Source organism: Halomonas sp. DP8Y7-1, from assembly GCF_019801685.1.
Lineage (GTDB): Bacteria > Pseudomonadota > Gammaproteobacteria > Pseudomonadales > Halomonadaceae > Halomonas > Halomonas litopenaei_A.
Genome location: NZ_JAHVIN010000014.1, coordinates 230070 through 255889, shown reverse-complemented (window position 1 = coordinate 255889; position 25820 = coordinate 230070). Strand labels below are relative to the sequence as shown.

General features: G+C 60.1%; 24 protein-coding genes. 10 read left to right on the top strand and 14 right to left on the bottom strand.

Features of this window, described 5'->3' with window-relative positions; genetic code table 11:
- Positions 1–20 precede the first annotated feature (20 nt).
- A complete protein-coding gene (locus KUV41_RS18025; protein WP_222486933.1) occupies positions 21–980 on the bottom strand; it encodes a DMT family transporter in 960 nt (319 codons plus the stop codon).
- Between the two features lie 337 nt (positions 981–1317).
- Here KUV41_RS18025 and ada point away from each other — a divergent pair, with 337 nt between their 5' ends.
- Complete coding sequence (gene ada / locus KUV41_RS18020; protein ID WP_222486932.1) at positions 1318–2409, top strand: bifunctional DNA-binding transcriptional regulator/O6-methylguanine-DNA methyltransferase Ada; 1092 nt, start codon at positions 1318–1320, stop codon at positions 2407–2409.
- A gap of 36 nt (positions 2410–2445) precedes the next feature.
- Here ada and ruvX read toward each other — a convergent pair whose 3' ends face one another.
- The 10 genes from ruvX to KUV41_RS17970 all read right to left on the bottom strand — a co-directional run bounded on the left by ruvX (position 2446) and on the right by KUV41_RS17970 (position 11497).
- Positions 2446–2901 carry a Holliday junction resolvase RuvX gene (ruvX, locus tag KUV41_RS18015; RefSeq protein ID WP_222486931.1) on the bottom strand — a complete coding sequence of 152 codons (456 nt, stop codon included), beginning with the start codon at positions 2899–2901 and terminating at the stop codon, positions 2446–2448.
- Positions 2901–3458: a YqgE/AlgH family protein gene (locus KUV41_RS18010; protein ID WP_206942153.1), complete on the bottom strand. Its 558-nt coding sequence runs from the start codon at positions 3456–3458 to the stop codon at positions 2901–2903. The genes ruvX and KUV41_RS18010 overlap by 1 nt, the downstream gene beginning before the upstream one ends.
- Positions 3459–3635: 177 nt before the next feature.
- Positions 3636–4610, bottom strand: a complete 975-nt coding sequence (gene gshB, locus KUV41_RS18005) for a glutathione synthase (protein ID WP_206942152.1) — start codon at positions 4608–4610, stop codon at positions 3636–3638.
- Between the two features lie 64 nt (positions 4611–4674).
- On the bottom strand, positions 4675–5427 hold the full coding sequence (locus KUV41_RS18000) for a S1 RNA-binding domain-containing protein (protein WP_206942151.1): 753 nt from the start codon (positions 5425–5427) through the stop codon (positions 4675–4677).
- 109 nt (positions 5428–5536) lie between these two features.
- Complete coding sequence (locus KUV41_RS17995; protein ID WP_206942150.1) at positions 5537–5881, bottom strand: hypothetical protein; 345 nt, start codon at positions 5879–5881, stop codon at positions 5537–5539.
- A gap of 146 nt (positions 5882–6027) precedes the next feature.
- Positions 6028–7608, bottom strand: a complete 1581-nt coding sequence (locus tag KUV41_RS17990; RefSeq protein WP_222486930.1) for an aldehyde dehydrogenase (NADP(+)) — start codon at positions 7606–7608, stop codon at positions 6028–6030.
- A 22-nt stretch (positions 7609–7630) separates the two neighbouring features.
- Entirely contained in the window at positions 7631–8620 is a 990-nt protein-coding gene (araD1, locus tag KUV41_RS17985) for an AraD1 family protein (RefSeq protein WP_222486929.1), read from the bottom strand.
- Positions 8621–8634: 14 nt separating this feature from the next.
- Positions 8635–9897: a TRAP transporter large permease gene (locus tag KUV41_RS17980; protein WP_222486928.1), complete on the bottom strand. Its 1263-nt coding sequence runs from the start codon at positions 9895–9897 to the stop codon at positions 8635–8637.
- 7 nt (positions 9898–9904) lie between these two features.
- Entirely contained in the window at positions 9905–10408 is a 504-nt protein-coding gene (locus KUV41_RS17975; protein WP_206942146.1) for a TRAP transporter small permease, read from the bottom strand.
- 72 nt (positions 10409–10480) lie between these two features.
- Positions 10481–11497, bottom strand: coding sequence for a TRAP transporter substrate-binding protein (locus KUV41_RS17970; protein WP_222486927.1), 1017 nt, complete (start codon positions 11495–11497; stop codon positions 10481–10483).
- A 187-nt stretch (positions 11498–11684) separates the two neighbouring features.
- Between KUV41_RS17970 and KUV41_RS17965 the strand changes: the two genes are divergently transcribed.
- The 6 genes from KUV41_RS17965 (at position 11685) to KUV41_RS17940 (ending at position 19233) form a co-directional block, all read left to right on the top strand.
- Positions 11685–13214 carry a UxaA family hydrolase gene (locus tag KUV41_RS17965; RefSeq protein ID WP_222486926.1) on the top strand — a complete coding sequence of 510 codons (1530 nt, stop codon included), beginning with the start codon at positions 11685–11687 and terminating at the stop codon, positions 13212–13214.
- A gap of 447 nt (positions 13215–13661) precedes the next feature.
- A complete protein-coding gene (locus tag KUV41_RS17960) occupies positions 13662–14630 on the top strand; it encodes a GntR family transcriptional regulator (protein ID WP_222486925.1) in 969 nt (322 codons plus the stop codon).
- A gap of 574 nt (positions 14631–15204) precedes the next feature.
- Entirely contained in the window at positions 15205–16185 is a 981-nt protein-coding gene (locus KUV41_RS17955) for a tripartite tricarboxylate transporter substrate binding protein (protein WP_222486924.1), read from the top strand.
- Between the two features lie 10 nt (positions 16186–16195).
- On the top strand, positions 16196–16666 hold the full coding sequence (locus tag KUV41_RS17950) for a tripartite tricarboxylate transporter TctB family protein (RefSeq protein ID WP_222486923.1): 471 nt from the start codon (positions 16196–16198) through the stop codon (positions 16664–16666).
- 3 nt (positions 16667–16669) lie between these two features.
- Positions 16670–18184 (top strand): tripartite tricarboxylate transporter permease, encoded by a 1515-nt coding sequence (locus KUV41_RS17945; protein WP_222486922.1) that lies wholly within the window; start codon positions 16670–16672, stop codon positions 18182–18184.
- Complete coding sequence (locus KUV41_RS17940) at positions 18181–19233, top strand: Ldh family oxidoreductase (protein WP_206942136.1); 1053 nt, start codon at positions 18181–18183, stop codon at positions 19231–19233. The genes KUV41_RS17945 and KUV41_RS17940 overlap by 4 nt, the downstream gene beginning before the upstream one ends.
- Positions 19234–19404: 171 nt before the next feature.
- Here the strand turns inward: KUV41_RS17940 and KUV41_RS17935 are convergent, their stop codons facing one another.
- The 3 genes from KUV41_RS17935 to KUV41_RS17925 are packed head-to-tail and all read right to left on the bottom strand — an operon-like array spanning position 19405 to position 21145.
- Positions 19405–20145, bottom strand: coding sequence for a 16S rRNA (uracil(1498)-N(3))-methyltransferase (locus KUV41_RS17935; protein WP_222486921.1), 741 nt, complete (start codon positions 20143–20145; stop codon positions 19405–19407).
- The gene (gene secB / locus KUV41_RS17930) at positions 20145–20678 is read right to left on the bottom strand and encodes a protein-export chaperone SecB (protein ID WP_206942134.1); all 534 of its coding nucleotides are present in this window, start codon (positions 20676–20678) and stop codon (positions 20145–20147) included. Before secB ends, KUV41_RS17935 begins: the two co-directional genes overlap by 1 nt.
- Before the next feature lie 44 nt (positions 20679–20722).
- Complete coding sequence (locus KUV41_RS17925) at positions 20723–21145, bottom strand: rhodanese-like domain-containing protein (RefSeq protein WP_206942132.1); 423 nt, start codon at positions 21143–21145, stop codon at positions 20723–20725.
- Between the two features lie 436 nt (positions 21146–21581).
- On the opposite strand from KUV41_RS17925, the gene gpmI reads away from it, so the two are divergent.
- From gpmI to KUV41_RS17910, 3 genes are all read left to right on the top strand, one after another.
- Entirely contained in the window at positions 21582–23153 is a 1572-nt protein-coding gene (gene gpmI / locus KUV41_RS17920; RefSeq protein ID WP_222486920.1) for a 2,3-bisphosphoglycerate-independent phosphoglycerate mutase, read from the top strand.
- Between the two features lie 56 nt (positions 23154–23209).
- Positions 23210–24436 carry a murein hydrolase activator EnvC family protein gene (locus tag KUV41_RS17915; RefSeq protein ID WP_222486919.1) on the top strand — a complete coding sequence of 409 codons (1227 nt, stop codon included), beginning with the start codon at positions 23210–23212 and terminating at the stop codon, positions 24434–24436.
- 70 nt (positions 24437–24506) lie between these two features.
- A complete protein-coding gene (locus KUV41_RS17910) occupies positions 24507–25814 on the top strand; it encodes a S41 family peptidase (RefSeq protein WP_222486918.1) in 1308 nt (435 codons plus the stop codon).
- Positions 25815–25820: the final 6 nt, after the last annotated feature.

Sequence of the window (25820 nt, the reverse complement as noted above, 5' to 3'; positions counted from 1 at the left end):
CTGAACTCCCACCGTGGGCGTCAGTGCTTCGCGCCTTCTCGCCGGGCCTTCCCACGCGTCCAGGCAACGCTTCGACACCATCTCCATGGCCGCCCGTCGATGGCCAACAGCCCAAGGGCGATCAGCCCCAGGCCCGCCAGGTGGCGCCACTCCAGGCGCTCGTCCAGCACCCACATTCCCAGCAGAATGGCGCTGGCCGGGATCAGCAAGGTGACCAGCAGCAGGTTCGTTGCCCCCGCACGCTCCAGCAGTCGAAAGTAGATCAGATATGCCAGGGCGGTCGAGAAGAGTGCCAGGCTAACCACCGCCGTCCACGTTGCCAGCCCCGGCCAGGGTGATTGCCAGAAACGCTCTACCCCCAAGGCCAAGGGCATCAGCACCAATGCCGAGGCCGTGACCTGGCCACAGGCGGCGATCAGGGGCGGACAGCCCAGGGTGCGAAAACGGCGCCCGAAGACCCCGGCAAAGGCATAGGACAGGGCGCCAGCCAGCACCGCAAGCGCTGCCCATGCGTGGCTCTCGGTACCCGCGTGAACCTCGCTGCCCAGCATATACACCACACCGGCAAAGCCGATCGCCACACCCAACAGCCGACCTGCGCTCAGGGGCTCGTCACGGGTAAGAAAGTGCGCCACGACGAGGGTAAAAAATGGCGTGGTGGCATTGAGAATCGACGCCAAGCCACTGGCAATAACCCCCTGTCCCCAGGCAATCAGGCTGAACGGCAGCATGTTGTTGAGCAACCCCATGGCAAAGAAGGCAGCCCACAGCCCTGGGTCCAGGGGCATGCGCTGGCCTCGCAGCAGTATCAGGACGTTCAGCGCCACAGCGGCCAGGCCCACTCGCAGGGCCACGATGGTGAGCGGCCCAAGTTCCGCGACGGCCACTCCCACGAAAAAGAATGAGCCACCCCACAATATCGACAAGCCCAGCAATAGCGCCCACTCCATGGGCCCCATAATGCGATCGATCATCTTCATTTCAACGACTCCGGTCGGGACACCCTGGCAGCCTATGTCGGTGAAGCGGCGAGGGAACTTCGTTTGTTGCTGCGAAAGTCGAGATAGCGTCGAGGTGGGGAATAGACAGAAACGAGATAATGGTCACGCGACTCGACGCCACCCCAGAGGCCTTCCCTGCCTGGCGGTGGCGATCGGCGTGGTAGAGTGGCAGATGGGCGGGGCGGCACACGAGGTAACGGGCATGTCACGCCACCAGTGTGCAGGTGTTTTGAAAGCAAGAGGCGGAGTGTGTCAGGCGCCGTCGGGGCGCATCTTGTCCCCATGAAGATTGCCGCAGCCTCTGCAGGAGCCCGCCATGAACGAGATACCCGAAGATAGTCCGCAACGCTTCGCTTCCGATGAGGCCAGATGGGCCGCGGTACTGGCCCGCGACGTCGCCGCGGTGGATGCCTTCATCTACGCCGTGCGCACCACCAGAATCTATTGCCGCCCTACTTGCCCATCGCGCCGTCCGCGCCGAGAGAACGCCGAGTTTTATGCCGATGCGGCCGCCGCCGAGCAGGCCGGGTACCGGCCCTGTCAGCGCTGCCATCCCCAGGCCGCCTCCTTGCCCCAGCGGCACGCTCAGAGTGTCGCCAGGGCCTGTCGACTGATACAGCACGCTGACACGCTGCCATCGCTTGACGAACTGGCCCAGGTGGCGGGACTAAGTCGTTTCCACTTCCATCGTGTCTTCACTGCCGTCACCGGGCTGACGCCCAAGGCCTACGCGGCCGCTTGCCGCAGCGAACGGGTTCGCCAAGCGCTGACTCGGCAAGACACGGTCACCGACGCGATCTATGCGGCGGGCTTCAATTCCAGCGGACGCTTCTATGCCAGTGCCGAACGTATCCTGGGCATGGCCCCCAAGCGCTACCGTGAGGGCGGCAAGGGCATGGAGATTCAGTTCGCCCTGGGAGAATGCTCACTGGGCACGATACTGGTGGCGACCAGCGACAAGGGCATCTGTGCCATTTCCTTGGGGGACGATGCGGAACAGCTCTTGCAGGCGTTTCAGGAGCAGTTCGCGAACGCCAATCTGACCCCCGGCGACAAGCGCTTCGACGCCTGGGTGGCCAAGGTGGTGGCATTCGTCGAAGAGCCTGGTGTCGGACTGTCACTGCCGCTGGATATTCGCGGGACCGCCTTTCAGCAGAGGGTCTGGCAGGCGCTGACCGAGATTCCCCTTGGCAGCACCATCAGTTACGCCGAGTTGGCAGAGCGGATCGGCTCGCCCAAGGCGGTGCGAGCCGTGGCAAGGGCCTGCGCCTCCAACTCCCTCGCACTGGCGATTCCCTGCCACCGGGTCGTGCGCAGCGATGGAGCCCTGTCCGGCTACCGTTGGGGCGTAGACAGAAAGCGCACCCTGCTGATGCGAGAGTTGGCACAAGGAAAAGCCGCTAAGTGAACGGGAAATACGGGGCATCGAGAGAGAGGAGGCCCCTCAGCGGCTGGGCAGGCCTTCCTCTTGGGCGAAGTAACCCTCCAGGATGAGGACGGCGGCGATGCCATCGACGCTCTCCTTGCGGAAATTCCCCCCATGTCCCTGCTCACGGGCGATGGCCTTGGCCTCCCGGGTGGTGCCGCGCTCGTCGAACATCTCGCACTCGACACCGTAGCGGCCAAACAGCCGCTTGCCGAATTTGCGCGCGCGGGTGCTCATCTCGCTCTCGCTGCCGTCCATGTTGAGCGGCAGCCCCACCACAAAGCGGTCGGGCTGCCACTCCTCCACCAGCGCGCTGATATGATCCCAGTCGGGAATGCCGTCCCGCGCCGGCAGCGGAGGCAGCTCCCGAGCACTGCGCAAGAGCTCGTTGCCGACCGAGACACCAATACGGCGGGTGCCAAAGTCAAAGGCCAGGATCAGGCGCTCGCCCGGGGCGCGCTTGGAGCCGGCCATCAGCCGTGCCCGGCTTCACGGGTCATCAGGTTGAGGTCGACACCAAGGATGCCGGCACTGGCCGTCAAGCGCTGTTCCGGCGGCGTCTCGAACAGCACATGGGCGCTACCTTCCACGGTGAGCCAGGCATTCTCCATCAGCTCGTTCTCGAGCTGACCGGACTCCCAGCCAGCGCAGCCGAGGCATACCAGAAACTTCTCGGGGCCTTGGCCCTGGGCCAGTGCCTGGAGCATGTCCATGGACGTGGTCAGGGCGATGTCATCGGTGACCTGGATACTGGAGTCCCAAGGTTCGGCCGAGCCGGTATGCAGAATGAAGCCGCGATCCTTGTGAACCGGACCACCGTAATACACGGGGGCCTCGGCAATGGCGCCTTCCTCGACACTGATTTCCAGCTGCTCAAACAACGCTTCGAGGGTCAGGTCGGTGGGCTTGTTGACGATCACGCCCATGGTGCCGTTGTCATCGTGATCACACAGATAACTCAGCGTTCCTGCGAAATTCGGGTCTTCCAGATGGGGCATGGCCATCAGGAAATGATTCTTCAAGCTTTGCATGTGTCTCCCAGGCGGTCTCGCGCGCCATCCAGATGCATGGCCGGGGAAGGGCTGTCAGCCCATATGCCCCGGCAGAATGCCCCCATTGTACCATTCGGGGGCATCGCACTCAGTGACTATCGCGCTCAGCGACAGTGGGCCAGGCAAGCGTTGTCCGGCGCCACCCCGTGAGCCGAGTCAGCGCCCGGCGTGATGCGCAGCCACACGACGCTCGATGGCGTCCATCAGCAGTCCAGCGATGTCCGTGCCGCGCTGGTCATCGATCTCGCGCACGCAGGTGGGGCTGGTCACGTTGATCTCGGTGATGTAGTCACCGATCACATCCAGCCCAACGAACATCAGCCCCTTTTCCTTGATCACCGGTTTGACCTGCTCGACCAGCCAGTAGTCGCGGTCGGTGAGCTCGCGGCTGACCCCTCGGCCACCGGCGGCCAGATTGCCGCGGGTCTCGCCAGCGGAAGGGATACGGGCCAGGCCGTAGGGTACGGGTTCGCCGTCCACCAGCAGGATGCGGGTATCACCGTCCTTGATCTCGGGCAGGAAGCGCTGGGCCATGATCTGGCGCTGGCCGCGTTCGGTCAGAGTCTCGATGACCGCGCCAAGATTGCGGCCTTCGGGGCCGATGTGGAAGATCCCGCTGCCACCCATGCCGTCCAGCGGCTTCAGGATGACGTCGCCGTGCTCGGCCTGGAAGGCGCGGATCTCGCTGTCGCGACAGGACACCAGGGTCGGTGTACAGCACTGCGGAAATTGCTGGGCGAACAGCTTCTCGTTGCACTCGAACAGCGGCCGAGTGGGGTTGACCACCAGTACGCCTTCGCGCTCGGCGAAGGCCAGCAGGTGCACGGCATTGAGGAAGTGGCTATCCACCGGCGGATCCTTGCGCATCAGGATCACGTCAAGCTCGGCCAGGGGGAGTGACTCGGCCTCGCCCAGGTCGTACCAGTGGGTCGGATCACGGTGTACCTGGAGCGGGCGCTGCCGGGCATACGCCCGTCCTTCCCGCAGAAACAGGTCTTCCTGCTCCATGTAGGACAGGCTCCAGCCACGATCCTGAGCGGACCATAGCATGGCGAGGCTGGTGTCTTTCTTGTAGGTCAGCTGGTCGATGGGGTCCATCACCACGCCGACGCGAAGGGGGCGATTGGTCATTCGGGCGTCGTCCGCTAGCGGTTGATGACGTCAAGTATGCCCGACACCCCCGGCGCCACCAAGGTCAGTCACTGTCGGCAACCGAGCCCGATTCCCTGGGCGCCAGCCGCACGCCGCTGTCCTCGATGACGATCAGTCGGCGCTTGTAGAGCCTGCCGATCGCCTGCTTGTAGGCATTCTTGCTGACGCCCAGGCGTGCCTTGATCTCTGCAGCCTGGCTCTTGTCGGACAGGGGCAGATATCCCCCGGCATCTCGCAACGCCTTCAGTACCTGCTCCCCCACCACGTCCAGGCGGGCCTCGCCGGGAGGCAGCAACGACAGATCCAGCCGTCCATCCTCGCGCACGCGCTTGATGTAGCCCGTCAAGCGCTGGCCGCGACGCAGCGGGCGGCTGATCTCGTCATGGTACAGAAGACCCCAGCAGCGGTGATCGACCACCGCCTTGACCCCGAGCTCGGTGGTATCGGCAATGATCAGCACCACCTGGTCACCGGTGCGGTGCTCGTCGCTATGATCGCTGAGGTAGCGCTCAAGCCGCTGAGAGGCCACCGGACGACCGCTGTGATCCTCGCTGACCTTGACCAGCACACGGCGCCCGACCGCGGGCGTCAGGCGCTGTTCGCTGCGGGGCAACAGCAGGTCACGCTCGTGCCCCCAATCGAGAAAGGCACCGAAGTCGGTGACCTGCACCACACGCAGGTCGGCCACCTCACCCACCATCACCTTCGGCGCGCCGTGGCCCTGGCGGGTCCGTGAGGAGGAAGAACGGCTATTGCTGGAGCGCGGGGGCGCCCCGCGATGGCGGGAATCGGACATGGGGAAGGGTTCCGCAAAAGTGTGCAGCGCCTATTATGGCGACTACCGCGGGCACATGATACCGCCCGCGGCAGACCCTACGATCAGGCAACGTCAGCAACGCTGCCCTTCAGTTCGGCCAGCGGGGACCCCGACGCCCCAGGCGCCGGCTGTTGGCCGACGTCTTGCGCCCCAGCGGCCGGATGGCTGCGGTCCATACCTGATCAGGGCTGTGGCCTTTCATCACGGCCCGCTGTGCGGCCAGGGCCGACTGGGTGAACGCCGTCATCTTCTCCGTGACCATGCGCACATCCTCGTTGGGCGCCACCGCCCACAGACCTCGCATACCCAGCAAGCGCATGCCCATGACCCACTGCGCTTCGACCATCATCTGGGTCATTTGCATGCCCATCAACCAATAGCCAAGGGGGGATCCCCACTGAGCGGACGACATTCCGGCAGGACGTCTTGCCATGGCGCGACTCCTTCATCATCGGGCAGAAGTACCCTTTGCAGGGTGGTTGGGTAGACGCTCTCCCTTACAAACTACCCGGTCCGGGCGCCCAGCGCTCCCCATAATGACGGTGATGGACCTCATCTACAGCGACTGATGAGACAAGCTCAGCTCTCGCGCTTGCCATCCACCAGGCGGCTAACACCCAGGGGGTTGCCGTCCTTGAGCGCTTGCGGCAATAGGGTATCCGGCAGGTTCTGATAGCACACCGGGCGCAGGAAGCGGTGGATGGCCGCGCTGCCGACCGAGGTGGTGCGCGCGTCAGAGGTGGCCGGATAGGGGCCACCGTGGACCATAGCGTGGCATACCTCGACCCCGGTGGGCCAGCCGTTGGCCATCACCCGGCCGGCACGGCGCTCGAGGATGGGCAGCAAACCACGGGCCGCGTCGATGTCGCCGTCGTCCATCTGCAGGGTCGCGGTCAGCTGGCCCTCGAGGCCCTCGGCCAGTGCCTTGACCTCATCCAGGTCGACACACTCGACAACCAGTGAGGTCGAACCGAATACCTCGGCCTGCAGCGCCTCATCATTGAGGAAGTCGCTGGCCTTGGCCACGAACAGGCCGGCCTGACACTGGTTGGGTCCTTCACCCTCGGGGCCACGCGCCACTTCACGGGCCTTGTCGCTGCCGACCAGATTGTTGACGCCCTGGGTGTAAGCGTCATGAATACCCGGTGTCAGCATGGTCTGAGCGGAGGCACCCTTGACTGCTTCGGCGGCAGCCTCGACGAAGCCGTCCAGAGCCTCACCCTTGATCGCGATCACCAGCCCCGGGTTGGTGCAGAACTGGCCGGCCCCCATGGTCAGCGAGCCGACGAAGGCCTCACCCAGCGCCTTGCCACGGGCCTTGAGCGCCTCGGGCAGCAGGAACACCGGATTGATCGAGCTCATCTCGGCGTAGACGGGAATCGGCTCGGGGCGCGCCTGGGCGGTCTGCATCAGGGCGGTGCCACCACTGCGAGAACCGGTGAAGCCCACCGCCTTGATCCGCGCATCGCTGACCAGCCCCTGGCCGACCTCGCGACCGGAACCGAACAGCAGCGAGAACACGCCTTCCGGCAGTTCGCAGCGGGCCACTGCCTTCTGCACCGCGCGGCCAACCAGTTCGGAGGTGCCGGGGTGGGCCGAGTGGGCCTTGACGATGACCGGGCAGCCGGCGGCCAGGGCCGAGGCGGTATCGCCGCCGGCCACCGAGAACGCCAGCGGGAAGTTGGAGGCGCCGAACACCGCCACCGGACCCAGGGCGATATGGCGCTGGCGCAGGTCGACCCGCGGCATCGGTTCACGGTTCGGCAAGGCGGGGTCGTGGCGCACGTCGAGCCATTCGCCGGCACGCACGACGGAGGCGAACAGCCTGAGCTGGCCGCAGGTGCGTCCGCGCTCGCCGGTCAGACGTGCCTGGGGCAGGCCGGACTCGGCCATGGCCCGCTCGATCAGGGCGTCACCGAGCGCCTCGATCTCGTCGGCGATGGTCTCGAGAAAGGTCGCCCGGGCCTCGAGGCCGGTCTCGCGGTAGCGATCGAAGGCCGCCCAGGCCAGTTCGCAGGCGCGCTCGACCTCGGCTCTGGAACCCGCCTTGTAGCCAGGCTCGAGGGTCTCGCCGGTCGCCGGATTGACGGCGTGGATGGACTCGCCCCTGGCCTCGACGGCCTGGCTGCCGATCAGCTGCTTGCCTTCCAATGAATACATAAAAACTCCTTGCAAACTTGCCTTAAAGCGACTCGATTACCGGTGCTGAAGCTGACACACGCTTCAGCACATTGCTCAGCGGGCGCGTGGTGATATCACACTCGATACGCATTTCATCACCATCTTCAAGGGCAATATCATCACCGAAACTCAGTACAGCGGCGCCAAAAAAGTGAATGTGCAACTGGTTCGGCTGACAAAAAGTTGCATACTTGAAATGGTGGTATTCAAGGTTACTCACCGAGTGACACATGTGCTTTTCACCGCTCATGAAGGGGCGATGCCAAAGCGGTTCGCCATCCCGATGCAAGGACACATTCCCCTTGATCTCATCGGGGAGTTCGCCAACGAATATCTCGGGACCGATGCTGCAATCGCGCAGTTTTGAATGCGCCAGATACAGATAGTTCTGTTTTTCCGTCACATGATCGGAAAATTCGTTGGCCAGGGAAAAGCCGACTCTGAAGATGCGGCCTTGGTCGTTGACGATGTAGATCCCGGCAAGCTCGGCTTCTTCCCCACCATCCAGGGCGAAGTCCGGCATCGTGATCTCTGCAAAAGGAGCACGAAGCGTATGACCCGTGCCCTTGTAGAACCATTCAGGCTGCGCACCGACCTCGCCTGCGGCAGGCTTCCCTCCAGCGACGCCCAGGTCAAACATGCGCTGAGTGTCGGTGGGCTGTGCCGTCTTCGCCTCGACGTTCTCGCCTTCGTGCATCTGGCTACGCGGAGCGGCGCTGCCAAGATGGGTCAGGCCGGTCCCGGTCAACAGCAGGTTGGCAGGCTCGGGGTGGGTGATCGGTGCGCGAAGACGACCATCGCTGATGGCCTTTTCATAGGAAAGGGTAGTATCCGTGCGAAACTCGGACAGCACCGCTTCCAGCTTACGCTCCTCGTTCGCCGCATGGAGCGCAATGGTGTAGAGAGGCTGTGCCAGCAGCTCAAGTTCATCGCCGTTGACGATGGCCGCAACGATCTCATTACTATCGTTTACCACTTGTACAATATGCATAAAAATCCGCCTTGTTAATTAATAAACGCAAGGGACAAACCAGGAATATAAGTAATCACCAGCAGCGCAAGCAGCAGCACCAGGAAGAAGGGAAGCGAGGACCTCAGGAATTGCAAGGTATTCAGCCTGGCGATGTTACAGCTCACGAACATCAGCACCCCGAGAGGCGGAGTGATCTGTCCGATCAAGAGATTGAACAGCATGATGACGCCGAAATGAACGAGACTGATATCCAGAGCATTCAACAGCGGAATCAAGATCGGAACGAGCACAATGATTACGGCAATGGTTTCCATGAACATGCCGATAACCAGCAATGCAAGGTTAAGCAGCAACAGCACCATCAACGGATCTTCCGTCAGCCCAGTAATCCATGTAACCACTTCCTGCGGTGCCTGCAGAATACTCAGCGACCATGCCAAGGGGGCCGAAGCAGCGATGATCATCAGAATGGAAGCAGCTTCACGCGATGTCGAGACAAGCAGCCCGCCCATATCCTTCCAGCTTAAAGTCTTGTAGACAAACTTACCGACGAAGAAAGAATATGCGACAGCGACGGCGGCAACTTCGGTAACCGTAAAGATCCCCATGCGAAAGCCGACGATGATCAGCACGGGCATAAGCAGCGCCCATACCGACTTCTTGAAGTAACTGGCCACACGAGAACGCTGGAATCCTTCATCCTTCGGATATTGCTTGACGATGCTGATACCGGTGATGAGAAGGGTCAGCAGCAGAGCGATCAGCAGGCCTGGCAAGATACCTGCAATGAACAGATCGCCGATGGAAATATTGGCCTGCCAACCGTACACCACCATCAGGATTGAAGGCGGAATGATGGGCGACAAGGTGGCAGAAGAGGCGGTCAGTGCAACCGAGAATCCCCGATCGTAGCCATTGCGCTCCATCTGCGGGACCATGACCCGCGTGGTGGCTGCACAGTCGGCAAGAGAAGACCCGGAAATGCCCGCCATCAAGACGCTGGAGAGAACGTTGACGTGGGCGAGACCGCCTCTCAGGTGACCTACCAGCGACCGTGTAAAGTCAAAAAGCCGTTCGCTGATGCCACTCTTGTTCATGATCCCGCCGGCGAGCATGAACAGCGGTATTGCCAACAGAGGAAAGGACTCGACCCCGGAAGAAACCCGCTGCGCCAGAACATTCAGCGGAATGTCGAGGGAAAGAATGGACACGACAGAGGCGCCGAGCATCGCCAAGGCGATCGGCATACCCAAGAGAATCAGGGAGAAAAGTATAGCGAGTATAATAATCAACATTTCACACCTATACATTTTCCATGTCGGTTTCGAATGCATTGAAAGAGCATTCGATCACGGTGTTCACCATTAAATGAAAAACGCTAAATACAAAGAATATCGGCATAGCATAAGCGAACCAGGCAAGCGAGATCCCTAGAATAGGCGACGTACTACTGGCAACCGTCTGGCAGTACTCGTATCCGAGGAACGCCATGGCTCCAAGAATCACGATGGAAAGGAGTAAAACCAGCGTATGTACAACACTCCTGACGCTTCTCGGCATCGCAGACACCACTGAATCGACGGTAATATGCTGCTTTTCAGCAAAAGCCACACTGGTTCCAACAAATGTCAGCCAGACGATCAATAGCTTCGACACACTCTCGCTCCAGACAAAGGGAGCCCCCAGAATGTATCGAAATGCCACCCCCAGTGTGAGAAGCAGCGCCATCACACCAAGGATCACACCGATGGACACCTTCTCGGTCGCAAGCAGACCGCTGTTCACTTTCACGAGAAAACTAGTCATGTATCACCATAGGCCAAACGCCGCCTTGCCCAGCACGATAGCTCTGCGAGGCAAGGCGTTAGGTAGCCGTAGTTAGTTGCGATAGGTTTCAATCGCGGACATGACGCGACGATAGTCTTCTTCACCCCAGCGATCGACCAGGTTCTCCCTGGCTTGTACTGCGGCTTCCTCGAAGGAGGCACGGTCGATATCTTCGATCACATTGATCTCACCGCCAGCACGAAGCTCTTCTAGCATCGAGTCCTCACGCCCGGTCTGCAGCTCGTAGTTCTCCTGGGCAAGCTCCTGCACCACCTCACGGAGAATATCCTGATGGCTTTCCGGCAATGACTCGAACTTCTGCGCGTTCATCAGGACAACCTGGCTCTGCAGCATGTGCCGGCTCATGATCAGTTGATCCTGAACCTCATAGAACTTGCGGGAATAGATGGTGGGAATCGGGTTTTCCTGACCATCGACAGTCCCCTGCTGGAGCGCCAGATAGACCTCGCTGAACGGAATCGGGGTGGGTGAGGCATCAAAGGCTTTTACCATCTCGACCCATGCCGGCGACTCGGGCACGCGCACTTTGAGACCCTTCATATCCTCGACGCTATGCACCTCATCACCGTTGAAGGTGAGGTTGCGCCAGCCCCAGTACCAAGTCTTTGCCAGAGGTACCAGATTATGCTGCTCCTTCAGCTCGTCGAAGATCGGCTGATAGGCCTCCCCTTCGAGGATATGCCTTGCTTCTTCCCAGCTCTGGAAGATAAACGGCGCGTTTGAAATCTCCATGCCGGGAAGAAGAGTACTGGCTCCAGAGTATCCTGGTACAACAATGTCGATGGAACCATTCTTGGACTGCTGGAGTAGCTGTACTTCAGAGCCCAACTGCTCACTCGGGAAGACTTGAACCTTCAGCTCGCCATCGGTCCTTTGTTCTACCCGCTCGCCGAGCTCACCAAGCAATTCATAGCTAGCTTCACCAGGATTAAAAGTGTGGCCAAGTCGCAGCGTGGTGGCGGCGTGCGCGGTACCAGCAGCAAACACCAAGGCACCTGTTGAAAGCGTAAAGGTTGCAGCGGTCAATAATGCTTTTGTTTGTCTCATCGAGTCACCTGTTGTCGCTGTTTTTTATCGTCCCTGGTGAGGGCGACCGGGCAGCATGCGGAGCCAAAGCTAAAGCAAATGCATATTGCGCGCAATGATCATTTTGTGAGACTATAGTCTAATCGTCACGTTTGCCAAAGCTGATAGGCTTTCCGCCAGTTTGTGATTTCTCTTCTAGAGGCCGTCCATGCAGCTAATTAACAACACGCCTGCTGTCATTCGTTTGCATCCCCAGGACAATGTAGGCGTCGCCACTCGTTCCCTGCCGAAAGGCATGCCGATTGACGACGATTCAAACCTGTCCTTGCAGAACATTGACGCGGGTCACAAGGTTGCTTTGAAGGCAATCGCTGCTGGCGACAGCATCACCAAGTATGGCCAGGTCATCGGCAACGCCAGCCATGATATTGCGCAAGGTGAGCATGTGCATACGCACAATGTTTCGATGCTAGAACGGACCACTTCTCTGGAAGGATTCTCGCCGGCAGTAATGACCAACGCCGACGAGAGTATGCGGCATTTCAATGGTTATCTGCGCTCGGATGGCCAGACAGGAACCAGGAACTATATCGGGATCCTCTCCACGGTAAACTGCTCTGCAACGGTCGCAAAAATGGCCGCAGAACAGCTTAACTCGTCCGGAGACCTCGAAGCCCTGGGCTATGACGGGGTCGTTCCGGTAACCCATGGCTCCGGCTGTGCCATGAATACTGAAACAGAAGGCTTCGCCTTTCTGGAGCGCGTCATTGCAGGCTATGCAAGACACCCAAACTTCGCCTTCGTCCTGATTATTGGTCTCGGCTGCGAGACGAATCAGGTCAAGCAACTGGTGGAGAAATCGGGCTTGACCGATACATCCCGTCTCTACTACTTCAATATTCAAGATGTTGGCGGCACCAGGGCAAGCATTAAGTTGGCACGCGACAAGGTCCTGGATATGGCCCAGAGCCACCCAAGAGCCGAGCGCCAACCTAGTCCTCTCAGCAACCTTACCGTCGCGCTTCAGTGCGGCGGTTCAGACGGCTACTCGGGCATTACCGCGAACCCGGCCCTTGGGCACGCCGCAGACCTCATCGTCAAGCACGGCGGGAGCGTGATCCTCAGCGAAACACCCGAGATCTATGGCGCCGAGCACCTGCTTCTGGATCGAGCCATCAGCAAGGACGTGGCGAGCAAGCTGCTGGATCGCATTGCCTGGTGGAAGCATTACACAGAGATCAATGGTGCCGAGTTGAATAACAACCCATCTCCCGGGAACAAGGCTGGTGGTCTGTCAACGATCCTGGAAAAATCGCTGGGTGCCGTCGCCAAGGGCGGGTCGACCAGTCTCAACGACGTACTCGAGTATGCGCAACCGCGCACGCAGCCAGGGTTCAATTTCATGGACAGCCCAGGCTACGACCCGGTATCGGTGACAGGGCAGATCGCATCCGGGTCCAATATGGTGTGCTTCACGACGGGACGGGGTTCGGTGTCAGGCTACAAGCCCGCACCATCCATCAAACTCGCGACCAATACCACTATGTATGAACGCATGGCCGAAGACATGGATATCAACTGTGGTGTTATCGCTGATGGAATGGCGAGTGTCGAAGAGGTCGGCGAGATGATCTTTGAGCGTATTATCGCGGTCGCATCCGGCGAATCCAGCGCTAGCGAAACCCTGGGGTATGGCAACAATGAGTTCGTCCCGTGGATGGTGGGCGCCGTGACCTAGCTCGCATCCTTGACTGTAACGGCTATGGGCCACAGACACCCGCGCAACCAAAGCTTACCGCGGGTGTCCCTTGCGTCACGCACCGCTACGCAGCAGCACGGGGATACACCTCGAGTCGATGCTGTCTTATGTGCTAGCCGGGTAGGGTATTTCGGGTCCCAGCTGGCCCAAGGCTAAATGCGTCGAGTACCGCCTGTCCGAGGAGGAAACGACCAGCCTGCAAGACCCGGTGCTGAGTCATCAACCTTACTTCGCTTTGCTTCAGCGCCTTTGCCGCTAGCGGTAGTCAAGCCGGAGTACAATGATGTGAGCCAAGCGATTAGAGTTTCTTGAAGGACAATCCCTTTATTGACGCTATCGCCATCTCATCGTGGCAGGCGCCAGGCGGATAGACCACTACAACAAGAGCTGAAAAGAATATTTGCGACACGCTATTGGAGAGTCGAGATGGGTACGCTAAAGGATCAGCTCTACCACATATTAACCGAGAGCATGGAAAGCGGTAGCCTCGAAACGGGGCTCGTTCTGCTCGAAAGCAATATTTCCGAGCTTTTCAAGATTAGTCGCTCCCCTGTGCGACAGACGCTGGAACGGCTTCACAAAGAAGGAAAGATCAGCCGCTTTGATGGCAGAGGATACCTGGTGGGGAGTCAGCCTGCCGACGTCATCAGACGCCCACTTACCGAAAAGGACTTCGCACAGTCCAGTGGAAAGATGGCGGTTCGGCGGACTGACTCCTGGCGAAAATTTGCTGAAGAGATCGAACGCGATATCGTTCTCTGCTCCATGGTGGGTCGAATGGAGCTAAATGAACTAAAACTGGCAAAATTTCTCGATGTTAGCCGAACCACGACACAAAAAATTCTACTTCACCTTCAGTCGCTGGGTGTCGTCGACAACAACAAGTACAGTAGCTGGACGGTAGTACCACTGGATGATGTCCGTCTTCATCAGCTATACGAGGCTCGACAACAGCTTGAGCCTTTCATGATCGCCCAGGCCTGCGCAAGACTGCCTGATGCCGATATCAAACGCTACATTGACCGCCTCGATAGTGCAGAGGGTCAATACCCCAACATCCGGGGAGAGCTTCTCGACGAGCTGGAAAACGATCTTCATCAACATGCCATGGTAGCGGGAGGTAACGATGAGATCGTTACCATGCTTCAACGCACCCGCCCCATACTGTTGATCAGCAAGCATCTTCTTGGTAGCAAGATCGATTTTCCTCAGAACGATCCCTTCTTTGATGAGCATCGCGAGGTATTCAGTTTGATGCTTTCACGAAAATCTTCTCAGGCACGCGACGCCTTGTTCAGACATCTCACTGCCTCGGAATCGAAAGTTCAGCATCGACTGGAGCAGTTTCGTGATAATCCGGAAGTCGAAATCCCGGAGTATCTGCGGAGCCCTTGAGACTCATAAGTCAACGTTTTCATCATATCTTCGATTAAAAAAAGCATGCGCGCCACATACCTGTAGCCTGTCACTATCAGCATCCATCTGTCAGGTATGTGGAACAGCCTTATTACAAGAATTTTTTGCCACTTACTTCATAGATTGTCATCAATATCTGGTCGCCATGCGTTAAGCATGGTCGACATAAGGCTAGTGAATAAACGATGATCAATCCTAGGAAAGGGCTGTCGTGTATTGGTCAACAGTAGCCGCTGAATAGCCAGAGTCGACCTTATTTTATCTATCTTCATAGTAGCCCAACGCCCCCATCAAAGACCCAAGCATTGCAACAATATGTTACTGAAAGATCGTATTCCTGTGAGTGCCGCACAACACTCGATTACAGCGATTTTTTCATTTGATCGATCCCATCGCCTCCAGCCTTTTCTCTAGGCATCCTTAGGCTCACTACACGCTACTTTTCCAATCAAGACTAAACTAAAGTCTAAAAAACGTTCATTGTATGCAATAAACACAGCGTGCTAGATTCGTTATTCCCTACAATCCATAATTAGACGATCCAGGCATGCCAATGAAAGCCATAATCAACACAAAAACCGCCAAAACTGTCACCGCAGCACTGATCTTCGCAGCATCCAGTTCTGCCTTCGCCGCCTATCCTGAAAAGCCCATCACCATCATCGTTCCCTGGGCTGCCGGTGGAGGCACGGACGCCACCGCCCGGACCATTGCCACCGCACTCGAAGAAGAACTTGGCCAGACGGTCAACGTTGTCAACCGCACTGGCGGCAGCGGTGTCGTTGGTCATAGTGCCATGGCCACGGCTCGCCCCGATGGCTACACCCTGGGCCTGGTGACTGGCGAGCTCAACATGATGCACTGGCAGGGACTGACCAACCTGACCTACGAGGACTACACCCCCATCGGGCAAATCAACTTCGACTACCCGGGGATCCAGGTCCGCTCAGATGCTCCCTACGAATCTCTGGAAGACCTGGTAGCGGCGATCCGGGAAGAACCCAAGGGAACCTTCCAGGCATCTGGTACCGGTCTGGGGGGCGTCTGGCACCTGGCCTTCGCCGGTTTCCTGATGGATCAGGGTATGGAAGCTGACCGCGTCACCTGGATTCCCAGTCAAGGCGCCGCACCGGCCATGACCGAGCTTGCCGCCGGCGGCCTGGAGATCGTTCCAAGCTCTGTTCCTGAAGCGCGTTCGATGATCGAAGCAGGGCGTGCCAAGAGCCTGGGCGTGATGGGGCCGGAGCGCATCGAGAGTTTCCCGGACGTTCCCACCATCCAGGAAGCGATCGGCAGCGACTATCTTGTCGGCGAATGGCGCGGTATTGCTGGACCAAAGGGCATGGACCCCGAGGTAGTCGCAACCCTGGAGGCCGCACTGGAAGCAGCCTACAACAGCGAGACCTATCAGGACTTCATGTCCCAGCAAGGGTTTGGCACGGAGTGGCGTAACGCGGAAGATTTCGGCCAGCTGATGGTCGAGATGGACGCTGTCTACGGTGAGATCATCGAGAACGTCGGCCTGGGCAAGTAAGGATTGTTAGATGAGAGATTTCATCTTGGGGCTAGCCTTCATGTTGTCCGGCTGCATCGTCATCTATGTAGCCCGACAGTACCCGACGATGGCTAGCCTGCAATTTGGGCCATCTCTGTTTCCCTCCCTCATTGGGGGAGGGTTTCTTATAGGTGGTTTGTTCCTGTCGGCAAAGCAGGTTCCCGTTTTAAAGGCGCAGTATGCCGCCAATGCTACGGAAAGGGACAGACTGCTTCCAATCCGGCCGCTCTTGGCGTCACTTCTGCCCTGCGTGATGATTGTCTTTTATATTATCACCAGCGAATTCCTGGGCGCAGCGGTTAGCCTCGCCATTGGTATTTTCGCCCTGATGCTTTTCCGGAAGGCATCACTTCTTCTTTCCTTCGTCGTGTCTATCCTCGCCTCGCTAATCATCTATTTTATTTTCTCCACCTACCTACTGATTCCCCTTCCCGAAGGGTTGATGAGATTCTGGGGATAAGTCATGGATACCATTCTTCTAGGGTTACAACTAGTCTTCAATGTCGAGACCTTGCTCGTCATTTTAGCTGCTTCCGTCTTTGGTGTTTTCGTCGGAGCCGTGCCAGGTCTTACCGCTACCATGGCGGTAGCATTACTGGTGCCGATCACCTTTTACATGGATCCGGTCCCGGCGATCGCAGCGATCGTGACCACATCTGCCATGGCGATATTCTCCGGCGACATACCCGCCACCTATTTGAATATTCCTGGCACACCATCATCTGCGGCCTATGTAGGTGACTCCCACCTTCTGGCACGTTCCGGACGGGCCAGGGAGACCCTTGGCGTCAACCTGGTTTGCTCGGTATTTGGTGGAATTTTCGGCACCATCATTCTAGTTTTTGTGTCTCCTTCGCTAGCTGAGGTCGCTCTTCAGTTTAGTTCATTTGAATATTTCTGGCTGGCCTTGCTGGGATTGAGCTGCTCGATATTTATCGCTATTGGCTCCAGGGTAAAAGCCTTCCTGTCATTGATGATCGGCCTTCTCTTGTCCACTGTCGGGCTGGACATGATGAGTGGTGCTCCCCGCTTTACCTTCGGCATCCCGGATCTTATGGCCGGAATCAACTTCATACCGGTCATGATAGGCATGTTCGCGCTCAACGAGTTGATGCTGTTCTATGGATCACGTGGTGATGGTAAGGCCATGCCGTCGCTTTCCAAGGATAGTGTCTTCACCCAGGCTCCAGGCCACCTGAAGGCCTACTGGCCCAACATGTTTCGCGGAGGGTCGATCGGCACCCTGATCGGGGCGCTCCCCGGCGCCGGAGCCGATATAGCCGCCTGGATTTCCTACGCCATAGGCAAAGGTCGCTCGAAGCAAAAAGACGCATACGGAACTGGCCATATTGAAGGCATTGTCGATGCCAGCTCGGCGAACAACTCGGGCATCAGCGGCGCCTGGGTGCCGGCTTTGGTGTTTGGCATACCCGGAGACTCCATCACGGCTATCGTCATCGGGGTGCTGTATATGAAAGGCATGAACCCCGGACCGACTATTTTCATGGATGGCAGTGGGTTGATCTATGCTCTATTTGTCGTTTTCTTCCTGGCTAACTTGGTGATGCTTCCTATTGGCTATGCCGCAATAAGGTCTGCAAAAGTATTTATCCTCACGCCAAGGAAGGTACTTATGCCGATTATTCTTTGCTTCTGCATCGTTGGCGCATTTTCGATCAATAATTCGATTACTGATGTATGGATCATGCTTATTATCGGCGCGGTGGCATCGATCCTTGCGAGATGCGATTTCCCAATGGCGCCCGCCATCCTGGGGCTGGTGTTAGGCACCACCCTGGAAAACAACTTCATGAGCTCCATGCTCAAGAGTAATGGTGACCTGCTGGCCTTCTTTTCACGCCCGATCAGCGCAGGGCTGGGCGCCCTCGTCATTCTGCTGTGGCTGTCACCATTGCTGACCGTGGCCTACAAGAAGTTCAAGAACGCCAACTCCAACAAGGCACAGGAATTATCATGAGACGCTATACGACACCGTGGTTGGAAGATGTCCTGGTGACACTTTTCAGAGAAGCCGGCGCATCCGAAGAGGTCAGCCGAACGACCAGCGCCATCCTTATCGAGGGGGACCTGCTGGGACACCATACCCACGGCGTGAAACTGGCCAACGGCTATCTAAAGGACTTGAAGTCCGGCCATGCGCGTGGTGATGCGTCACTGCTGGAATCCCGTCAGATCAGCCCTGTGGCGGCGGCCTACGACGGGCACTATATCCTCGGACCTTACCTGGTGCAGAAGGCGCTTGAGCAAAGTGCAGATGCGGCCAGGGCGTCGGGGATCGGTATTGTCAGCATCAAACGGTCCCACCACATTGCCTGCCTGGCCTCCTATCTGAAGCCCTTTATCGACCAGGGGCTGATGCCAATCATCATGACGTCTGACCCGGCGGTAAAGTCGGTAGCACCATACGGGGGGCTCGACCCCGTCTACACACCGAACCCGATCGCCATGGGTATCCCGAGCCGGGTCCAGCCGATCATGCTCGATGTCAGCATGTCCACCGTCACCAACGGCAGCGTGGCCAAGGCCAGGGCCGAAGGCTCACGACTCGCTCATCCGGTCATTCTCAGCAACCAGGGGAGTGTCAGCGATAATCCCGCTGACTACTTCACGGATCCTCAGGGCAGCATTCTCCCGCTTGGGGGGAGTGAATTTGGCCATAAGGGCTTTGCCATGGGATTGATGGTCGAGGCACTGACCTCGGCCCTTGGCGGTTTCGGACGCAAGGACGACCCAAGCGGATGGGGGGCCTCGGTGACCGTCATAGTGATCGATCCGGAGCTATTTGCGGGGAGCAGTGATTTTCTCGACGAAACCGACCACCTGGTGGAAGCCTGTCTGCACGCCAAGCCCATTGACCCCGAACGACCTGTGCGACTGCCTGGCCAATCGGGACTCAGGCGTCGCACTGAGTTTCTCGATCAAGGCATCCCGCTCCCCGACGAAGTGGTCGCAGAGCTTCGCAGCGCCATCGACAACTCGTCACTGAAAGGAACACTTGACGCCTGAGCCATCGAGGCTCGCTACAAAGCTGCGCGAGATGCAACTGAACGGAGCTTTGCCGCCAAACGAAAAAGGCCCGACGCCTCGAAACAGAGGCCGGGCCTTTCACAGGGTGCGGACCAGGGTGCCGGATCAAGGCAGTCGAGAGAGCGCAGCACGCCCGACAATAGTGAGCACTCACATGTCCCCAAACCTCGATTGAAGCAGGCTCAATGCCACCACCGGGGCGGTTTCGGTACGCAGGATGCGTGGCCCCAGGGTCAGGGCAGCGAACCCCTTGGCGCTCGCCGCCTCAACCTCGGTGAGGGACAGGCCGCCTTCCGGGCCAATCAGCACACAGGCGCGGTCGACGGCGTCAACGCGATCGAGGACCCCAGGCGTACCGGGGTGCAGCACCAGTTTCAGCGGCTCATCGCGCTGGCCAAGCCAGTGCTCCAGTGTCTGAGGCGCATATACCGGGGGCACCGTGGCCCGCCCGCACTGCTCACAGGCACTGACCGCCACGGCTTGCCAATGCGCCAGCTTCTTGGCCTCGCGCTCCCCCTTCAGACGCACATCACCGTGCTCGGTGTACAGCGGCGTGATCGCCGCAGCTCCAAGCTCGACCGCCTTCTGGATGGCATAGTCCATCCGATCCCCCTTGGAGATCGCCTGGCCAAGGTGAACCGACAGGGGCGACTCGCCCCTACCGTCTCTTACCTTACGTATGTGAACGCTTACTTTCTTTCGGTCGACCTCAGCGATGCTGGCGCAAGCCTCCTGACCTTGGCCATCGAACAGCACCAGCGAATCGCCTGGCTTGAGCCGCAGTACGCGCCCCACATGTCGCGCGGCTCCTTCGGGCAGAACGACGTCGCCGCCAGCGACAAGCGCGGCGGCGACGTGAATGCGGGGGCCCCGGAAGGCGATATCGCTCATCAGTGAGCGGTCGGCGCCTGTTCGCCCTGAGCCGCACCTTGCTGCTCTGCTTCGCGACGCTTCTTCTGGGCGTACAGTGCTTCGAAGTTGACCGGCGCCAGCATCAGCGGCGGGAAACCACCGCGGTTGACCAGGCTGTCAACACACTCGCGAGCATACGGGAACAGCACGTTGGGGCAGAAAGCACCCAGGGTGTGGTCCAGCTGGTCGCCTTCGATACCCGTGATGCGGAACAGGCCAGCCTGCTCGATCTCGGCGAGGAAGCAGGTGGTGCCACTCTCGCTGTGGGTCACCTGGGCGGTCACCTTGATCACCACCTCGTACAGACCCTCGCTGACCTTGGCGCTGCGCGTATCCAGATCCAGTCCGACCTTCGGCTTGAACGGCTGGCCAAAGACGCCTGGGGAGTTGGGCGCTTCGAAGGAGATGTCCTTCACGTAGATGCGCTGCAGAGAAAACTGCACCTGCGGCTTTTCCTGATCCTGCTGACCGGCGGCCTGGGCACCGGCGTTCTGGTTGTTGTCATCTGCCATGGTAAAAATCCTTGAAACGGGTAATCAGAAATCAGTGCGGGCGATCATTTCTTGACGATGGGCAGGTTATCGGTCTGCCACTGGGTCATGCCACCCTTGAGCTTGAACACACGCTCGAAACCGGCTTTTTTCAGCTTGGCCGCTACGGCGCCAGAGCTCTGGCCATGCTTGCACACCACTACGATGGGCGATGACTTGACCTTGTCGAGCTCGTTAAGGCGATTGTCGAGGTTGCTCTGGGGGATATTGCGCGCACCGGCAATATGCCCTGCCTTGAAGTCGTTCTTGTCGCGCACGTCGAGGATCACGGCGTCCTCGCGGTTGACCATCTGAGTGGCCTCACTGGTCGTGACGCCACCGGCATTGGCATTGCGCAGCTCATACAGCAGCCAGGCCGTCAGCACGGCCAGGAAGGCCGCCACCAGCAGCGGATGGTTCTGCACAAATTCGAACAGCTGATCGATCATGGGCTCGGCTAACTCTTGTCGGATGCAAAGATGGTGAAGGCCTGGGGCGCAGGATCAAGGCGCGGGGTCAGACACCACCTGCGAAGCGCTCGATCACCGCCAGGGAAGCACGCCAGCATAGCCTGCGTCTCCCCTGACCGCCGCGGGGCGGCCAGTATACACGACTCAGCGCTGATGCCTCGCGGTCAGTGCCCCCTCGGGGCAATGACGCTTGACGCCAGCGTGCGATATGATGCCGCAAGGAAGTTCGTGTCGCGAGCCCGTTCGCCTACGCCATAAGCCCGTCAGCGACGTTTGGCATGCCATGCTGCACGCTTCCCGCAACGCCAGGCACCAGCGTTAATTCACGACACCCCAGGACATCCCCCGTCATCCACCGCGATGACCACAGAGAAGGATGCCGGGCGAGGTCACCTTGAGCTAGAGGCTATTCCTCATGACGGACACTGCGACCGCACCGCGCCCGGTGGCGCTGATCATTCTCGACGGCTACGGACACAACGAAGATACCGCGTCCAATGCCGTTGCCGCCGCCGACACTCCTCATATGGACCGCCTGTGGAAAGAGCGTCCCCACACGCTGATCCACACCGACGGGCGCCATGTGGGCCTGCCGGACGGCCAGATGGGTAACTCAGAGGTCGGCCATATGAACCTGGGTGCCGGGCGTATCGTCTATCAGGACTTTACCCGCATCACCAAGGCCATCGAGGACGGTGAGATCGACCACAATGTCGTTCTGACCGCACCGATCGACGCTGCCATCAGTGCCGGCAAGGCCGTCCATCTGCTGGGTCTACTTTCCCCTGGTGGCGTACATAGCCACGAGGACCACCTGCTGGCCATCGCCGAGATGGCCGCCCGCCGCGGCGCCACCCGCATCTACCTGCACGGGTTCCTGGACGGCCGCGACACAGCGCCCAAGAGCGCCCAGGCGTCGATCGAGCGCGCCAACGCCAAGCTCGCTGAGCTGGTGGGCAAAGATAACGGCTATGTGGCGTCGATCATCGGTCGCTACTTCGCGATGGACCGTGACAACCGCTGGGAGCGAGTGGAAAAGGCCTACCGCCTGATTACCGAAGGCCACGGCGAGCAGCAGGCCGAAAGTGCCGAAGCGGGTCTCGCCGCCGCCTACGAACGTGGTGAAACCGACGAGTTTGTGGCCGCTACCAGCGTGCGGCCCAACGGCGAGGCCGTCACCGTCAACGATGGTGACGCCCTGCTGTTCCTCAATTTCCGCGCCGATCGCGCCCGCGAACTCACCCGCGCCTTTGTGCTCGAGGACTTCGACGGCTTCAACCGTCAAGCACGGCCGACGCTGGCCGCCGATGGTCTGGTCATGCTGACCCAGTACGCGGCAGACATTCCCGCTCCCTCGGCCTTCCCGCCCGCAGACCTGACCAACACCCTGGGTGAGGTGATGGAGCGTCGCGGCAAGACCCAGCTGCGTATCGCCGAGACCGAAAAGTACGCCCACGTGACGTTTTTCTTCTCCGGCGGCCGCGAGCAGGAATTCGAAGGTGAGAAGCGCGCTCTGATTCCTTCCCCCCAGGACGTCAAGACCTACGACGAAAAGCCCGAGATGAGCGCCTTTGAGCTGACCGACACCCTGGTCGAGGCCATCGATGGCGGTAGCTATGACCTGATCATCTGCAACTACGCCAACGGCGACATGGTCGGCCACACCGGCGACTTCAACGCCGCCAAGGCCGCCATCGAGGCAGTGGACAAGTGCGTAGGCCGCGTGGTCGAGGCGATCGAGAGAGCGGGGGGTGCCTGTCTGATCACCGCCGACCACGGCAACGCCGAACAGATGGTGCATCCGCAGACGGGCAACCCGCAGACCGCCCACACCACCTTCCCGGTGCCACTGGTGTATGTCGGCAGCCGCGAGGCCCGGCTCAAGGATGGCGGGCGCCTGTGCGATCTTGCTCCCACGCTGCTGACGATGATGAACGAAACCGTGCCTGAGGAAATGACCGGCGAGGTGCTGATCGAACTGTCGTGAGACGCTTCTTCGTACCCTTTCGTCAAGGCCGACCCGCCGCCCTTGCACGCTCAGCCATGACGCCGTCTCCCACGAGGCGGCGTCATGGCCTCGCAAGCACGCCTCATGGCCGCTGCGGCACGTTTCTGCTTGCCGCCGCCCTGTGGCTGGGCGGTCTGCCTACCCCGCTGTCCGAGATAACGGTGGCCTCCTTGCCCGCTGCCTTCGCCAGCCCCGATGAGCGCGAGGCCCAGGCCACCCTGGACGCCATCGGTGAGCGCATTCAGGAGGCCAACCGGCGCCTGGCCAGCACCGATAGCGCTCGCGACGATGCCAGCGCTGACCTGCGTGAGGTGGAAACCGCCCTGGCCGACACCCACCGACAGCTGGATGAGCTGCAGGCCGAGCGCCGGGATATCGACCAGGAAATGGCCGAGCTGGAAAGACGCCGAGAGCTGATGGAGGCGGAACGCGAACAGCAGCAGGCCGCCCTGGCTCGCCAATTGGACGCGCTGTACCGCATGGGAACCACCCCACAGCTGAAGTTGCTGCTGAATCAGGACGACCCTGCCCGGCTCGACCGCCTGCAGGCCTACCTCAACCATCTGGCCGAGGCACGCAACCAGCGACTGGATCTGCTGGCACAGCTCAACCGACGCCTGGACGAGAACCGGGACGCGCTGGAGCAGCGCACACAGCGCCTTGCGGCGCTCAGGGCCGATGTTGAAGCCCGCAGCCAGTCCCTGGCCCGCCAGAGCCAGGAACGCCAGGCCCTGGTGAACGAGCTGGACCAGCGTTATGACACCGAAGCCTCGCGCCTGGCAGCGCTCGACCAGGACAGGGCCCACGCCGAACGCGTGCTGCGCGACGTACAGGAGGCCATGACCCGGCTGGAGCGACCGCCCCCGTCTACCGCCATCGAGCGCACTCGCGGCGATCTGCCATGGCCGGTACAGGGCATGATGTTGAGCCGTTTTCACCAGTCCCGTGGCGTCCACCGCAATGGCATCCTGATCCAGGCAGCCTCGGGCACCGCTGTCGAGGCAGTGCATGCCGGGCGCGTGGTGTTTGCCGACTGGATGCGCGGCTTTGGCAATCTGTTGATCATCGATCACGGCGATCAGGTAATGACGCTCTATGCCCACCTACAGCAGTTCGAGACGAGCGTCGGCAGCCGGGTCGAGCGCGGCCAGGTGCTTGGCCGCGTTGGCGTCAGCGGCGGCCGGGACGCCCCCGGACTGTACTTCGAGGTCCGCCGACGCGGCAGCCCGATTGACCCCAGCGGCTGGATCGCGCGGCGCTGATCCCTGCCATTTCCATACCACCTGCCTGGGGCTATGCTTGAACCTTGCCCCTACGTCGAGCGGAGACCGCATGTTCCAACACCGAGCCGCACATCGCCCCTCGCGCCCTGCGACCGTCCCCGGGCTCGGCCTGGCGTGGTGCCTCACCGCCCTGCTGGCCTGGCCCGGCACCAGTCTGGCCCAGACCAGCACCGACGATACGCTGCCGATCAACGAAATACAGGCCTTCTCGGAGGTCTTCGAGCGGATCAAGCGTGGCTATGTCGAGGAAGTCGACGATGCCACCCTGCTCAAGAATGCCATGCGCGGCATGTTGTCCGAGCTCGACCCGCATTCCAGTTATCTGGACGAGGACGCCTTCCGCAACCTGCGCGAGACCACCCAGGGCGAATTCGGCGGCATCGGCATCGAGGTCGGGCTCGACGACGGCCAGCTCACGGTCATCACACCGATCGATGATACGCCGGCCCAGCGGGCTGGCCTGGAAGCACGCGATGCCATCCTGCGCATTGATGACACCCCGACGGACCGCCTGACGCTGCAGGAAGCCGTGGATATGATGCGCGGTGACCCAGGTACCGACATCCGCCTCACCGTGGTGGGTGCCGGCGACGGAGCCCCAAGGGAAGTCACCCTGTCTCGCGAGATCATCCGCACCGACAGCGTGAAGAGCGACGTGCTGGAGCCCGGATATGGCTATCTGCGCATCAGCCAGTTCCAGTCGCGCACCGGTGAGCAGGTCGAAGATGCCCTGGCCGAGCTGCGGGACGAGGGCGCCCAGTCGGGTATCGTGCTGGACCTGCGCAATAACCCTGGAGGAGTACTGCAATCAGCGGTGGACGTGGCCGACGCCTTCCTCGACAGAGGCCTGATCGTCTATACCGAAGGGCGCTTGGCCGACAGCGACATGAGCTTCTCCGCCACTCGTCGCACCGTGGCGCCCGACGTGCCTCTGGTCATCCTGATCAACGGTGGCAGCGCATCCGCCGCCGAGATCGTGGCAGGCGCGCTGCAGGACCAGCGTCGCGGCGTGGTAATGGGCACCGAGAGCTTCGGCAAGGGATCGGTGCAGCAGATCCTGCCCCTCGGCAATGGAGAAGGGCTGAAGCTGACCACGGCGCTCTACTACACCCCCAACGGGCGCTCGATTCAGGCCCAGGGCATCGAGCCCGATGTGGAAGTCGTGCGGGGCCGACTCGAGGTCGCGGAAAGCAGCGGCTTGAGGATTCGTGAAGCCGACCTGCAAGGGCACCTGGGCGAGGATAGCCAGCGTGACAGGAGCGACCAGAGCGACAGACTGGCTGGAGACTATCAGCTCGGCGAGGCCCTGAACCTGCTCAAGGCGCTGAATGTCATCAGCCAGCGCACCCCTCAGTAAGACGCA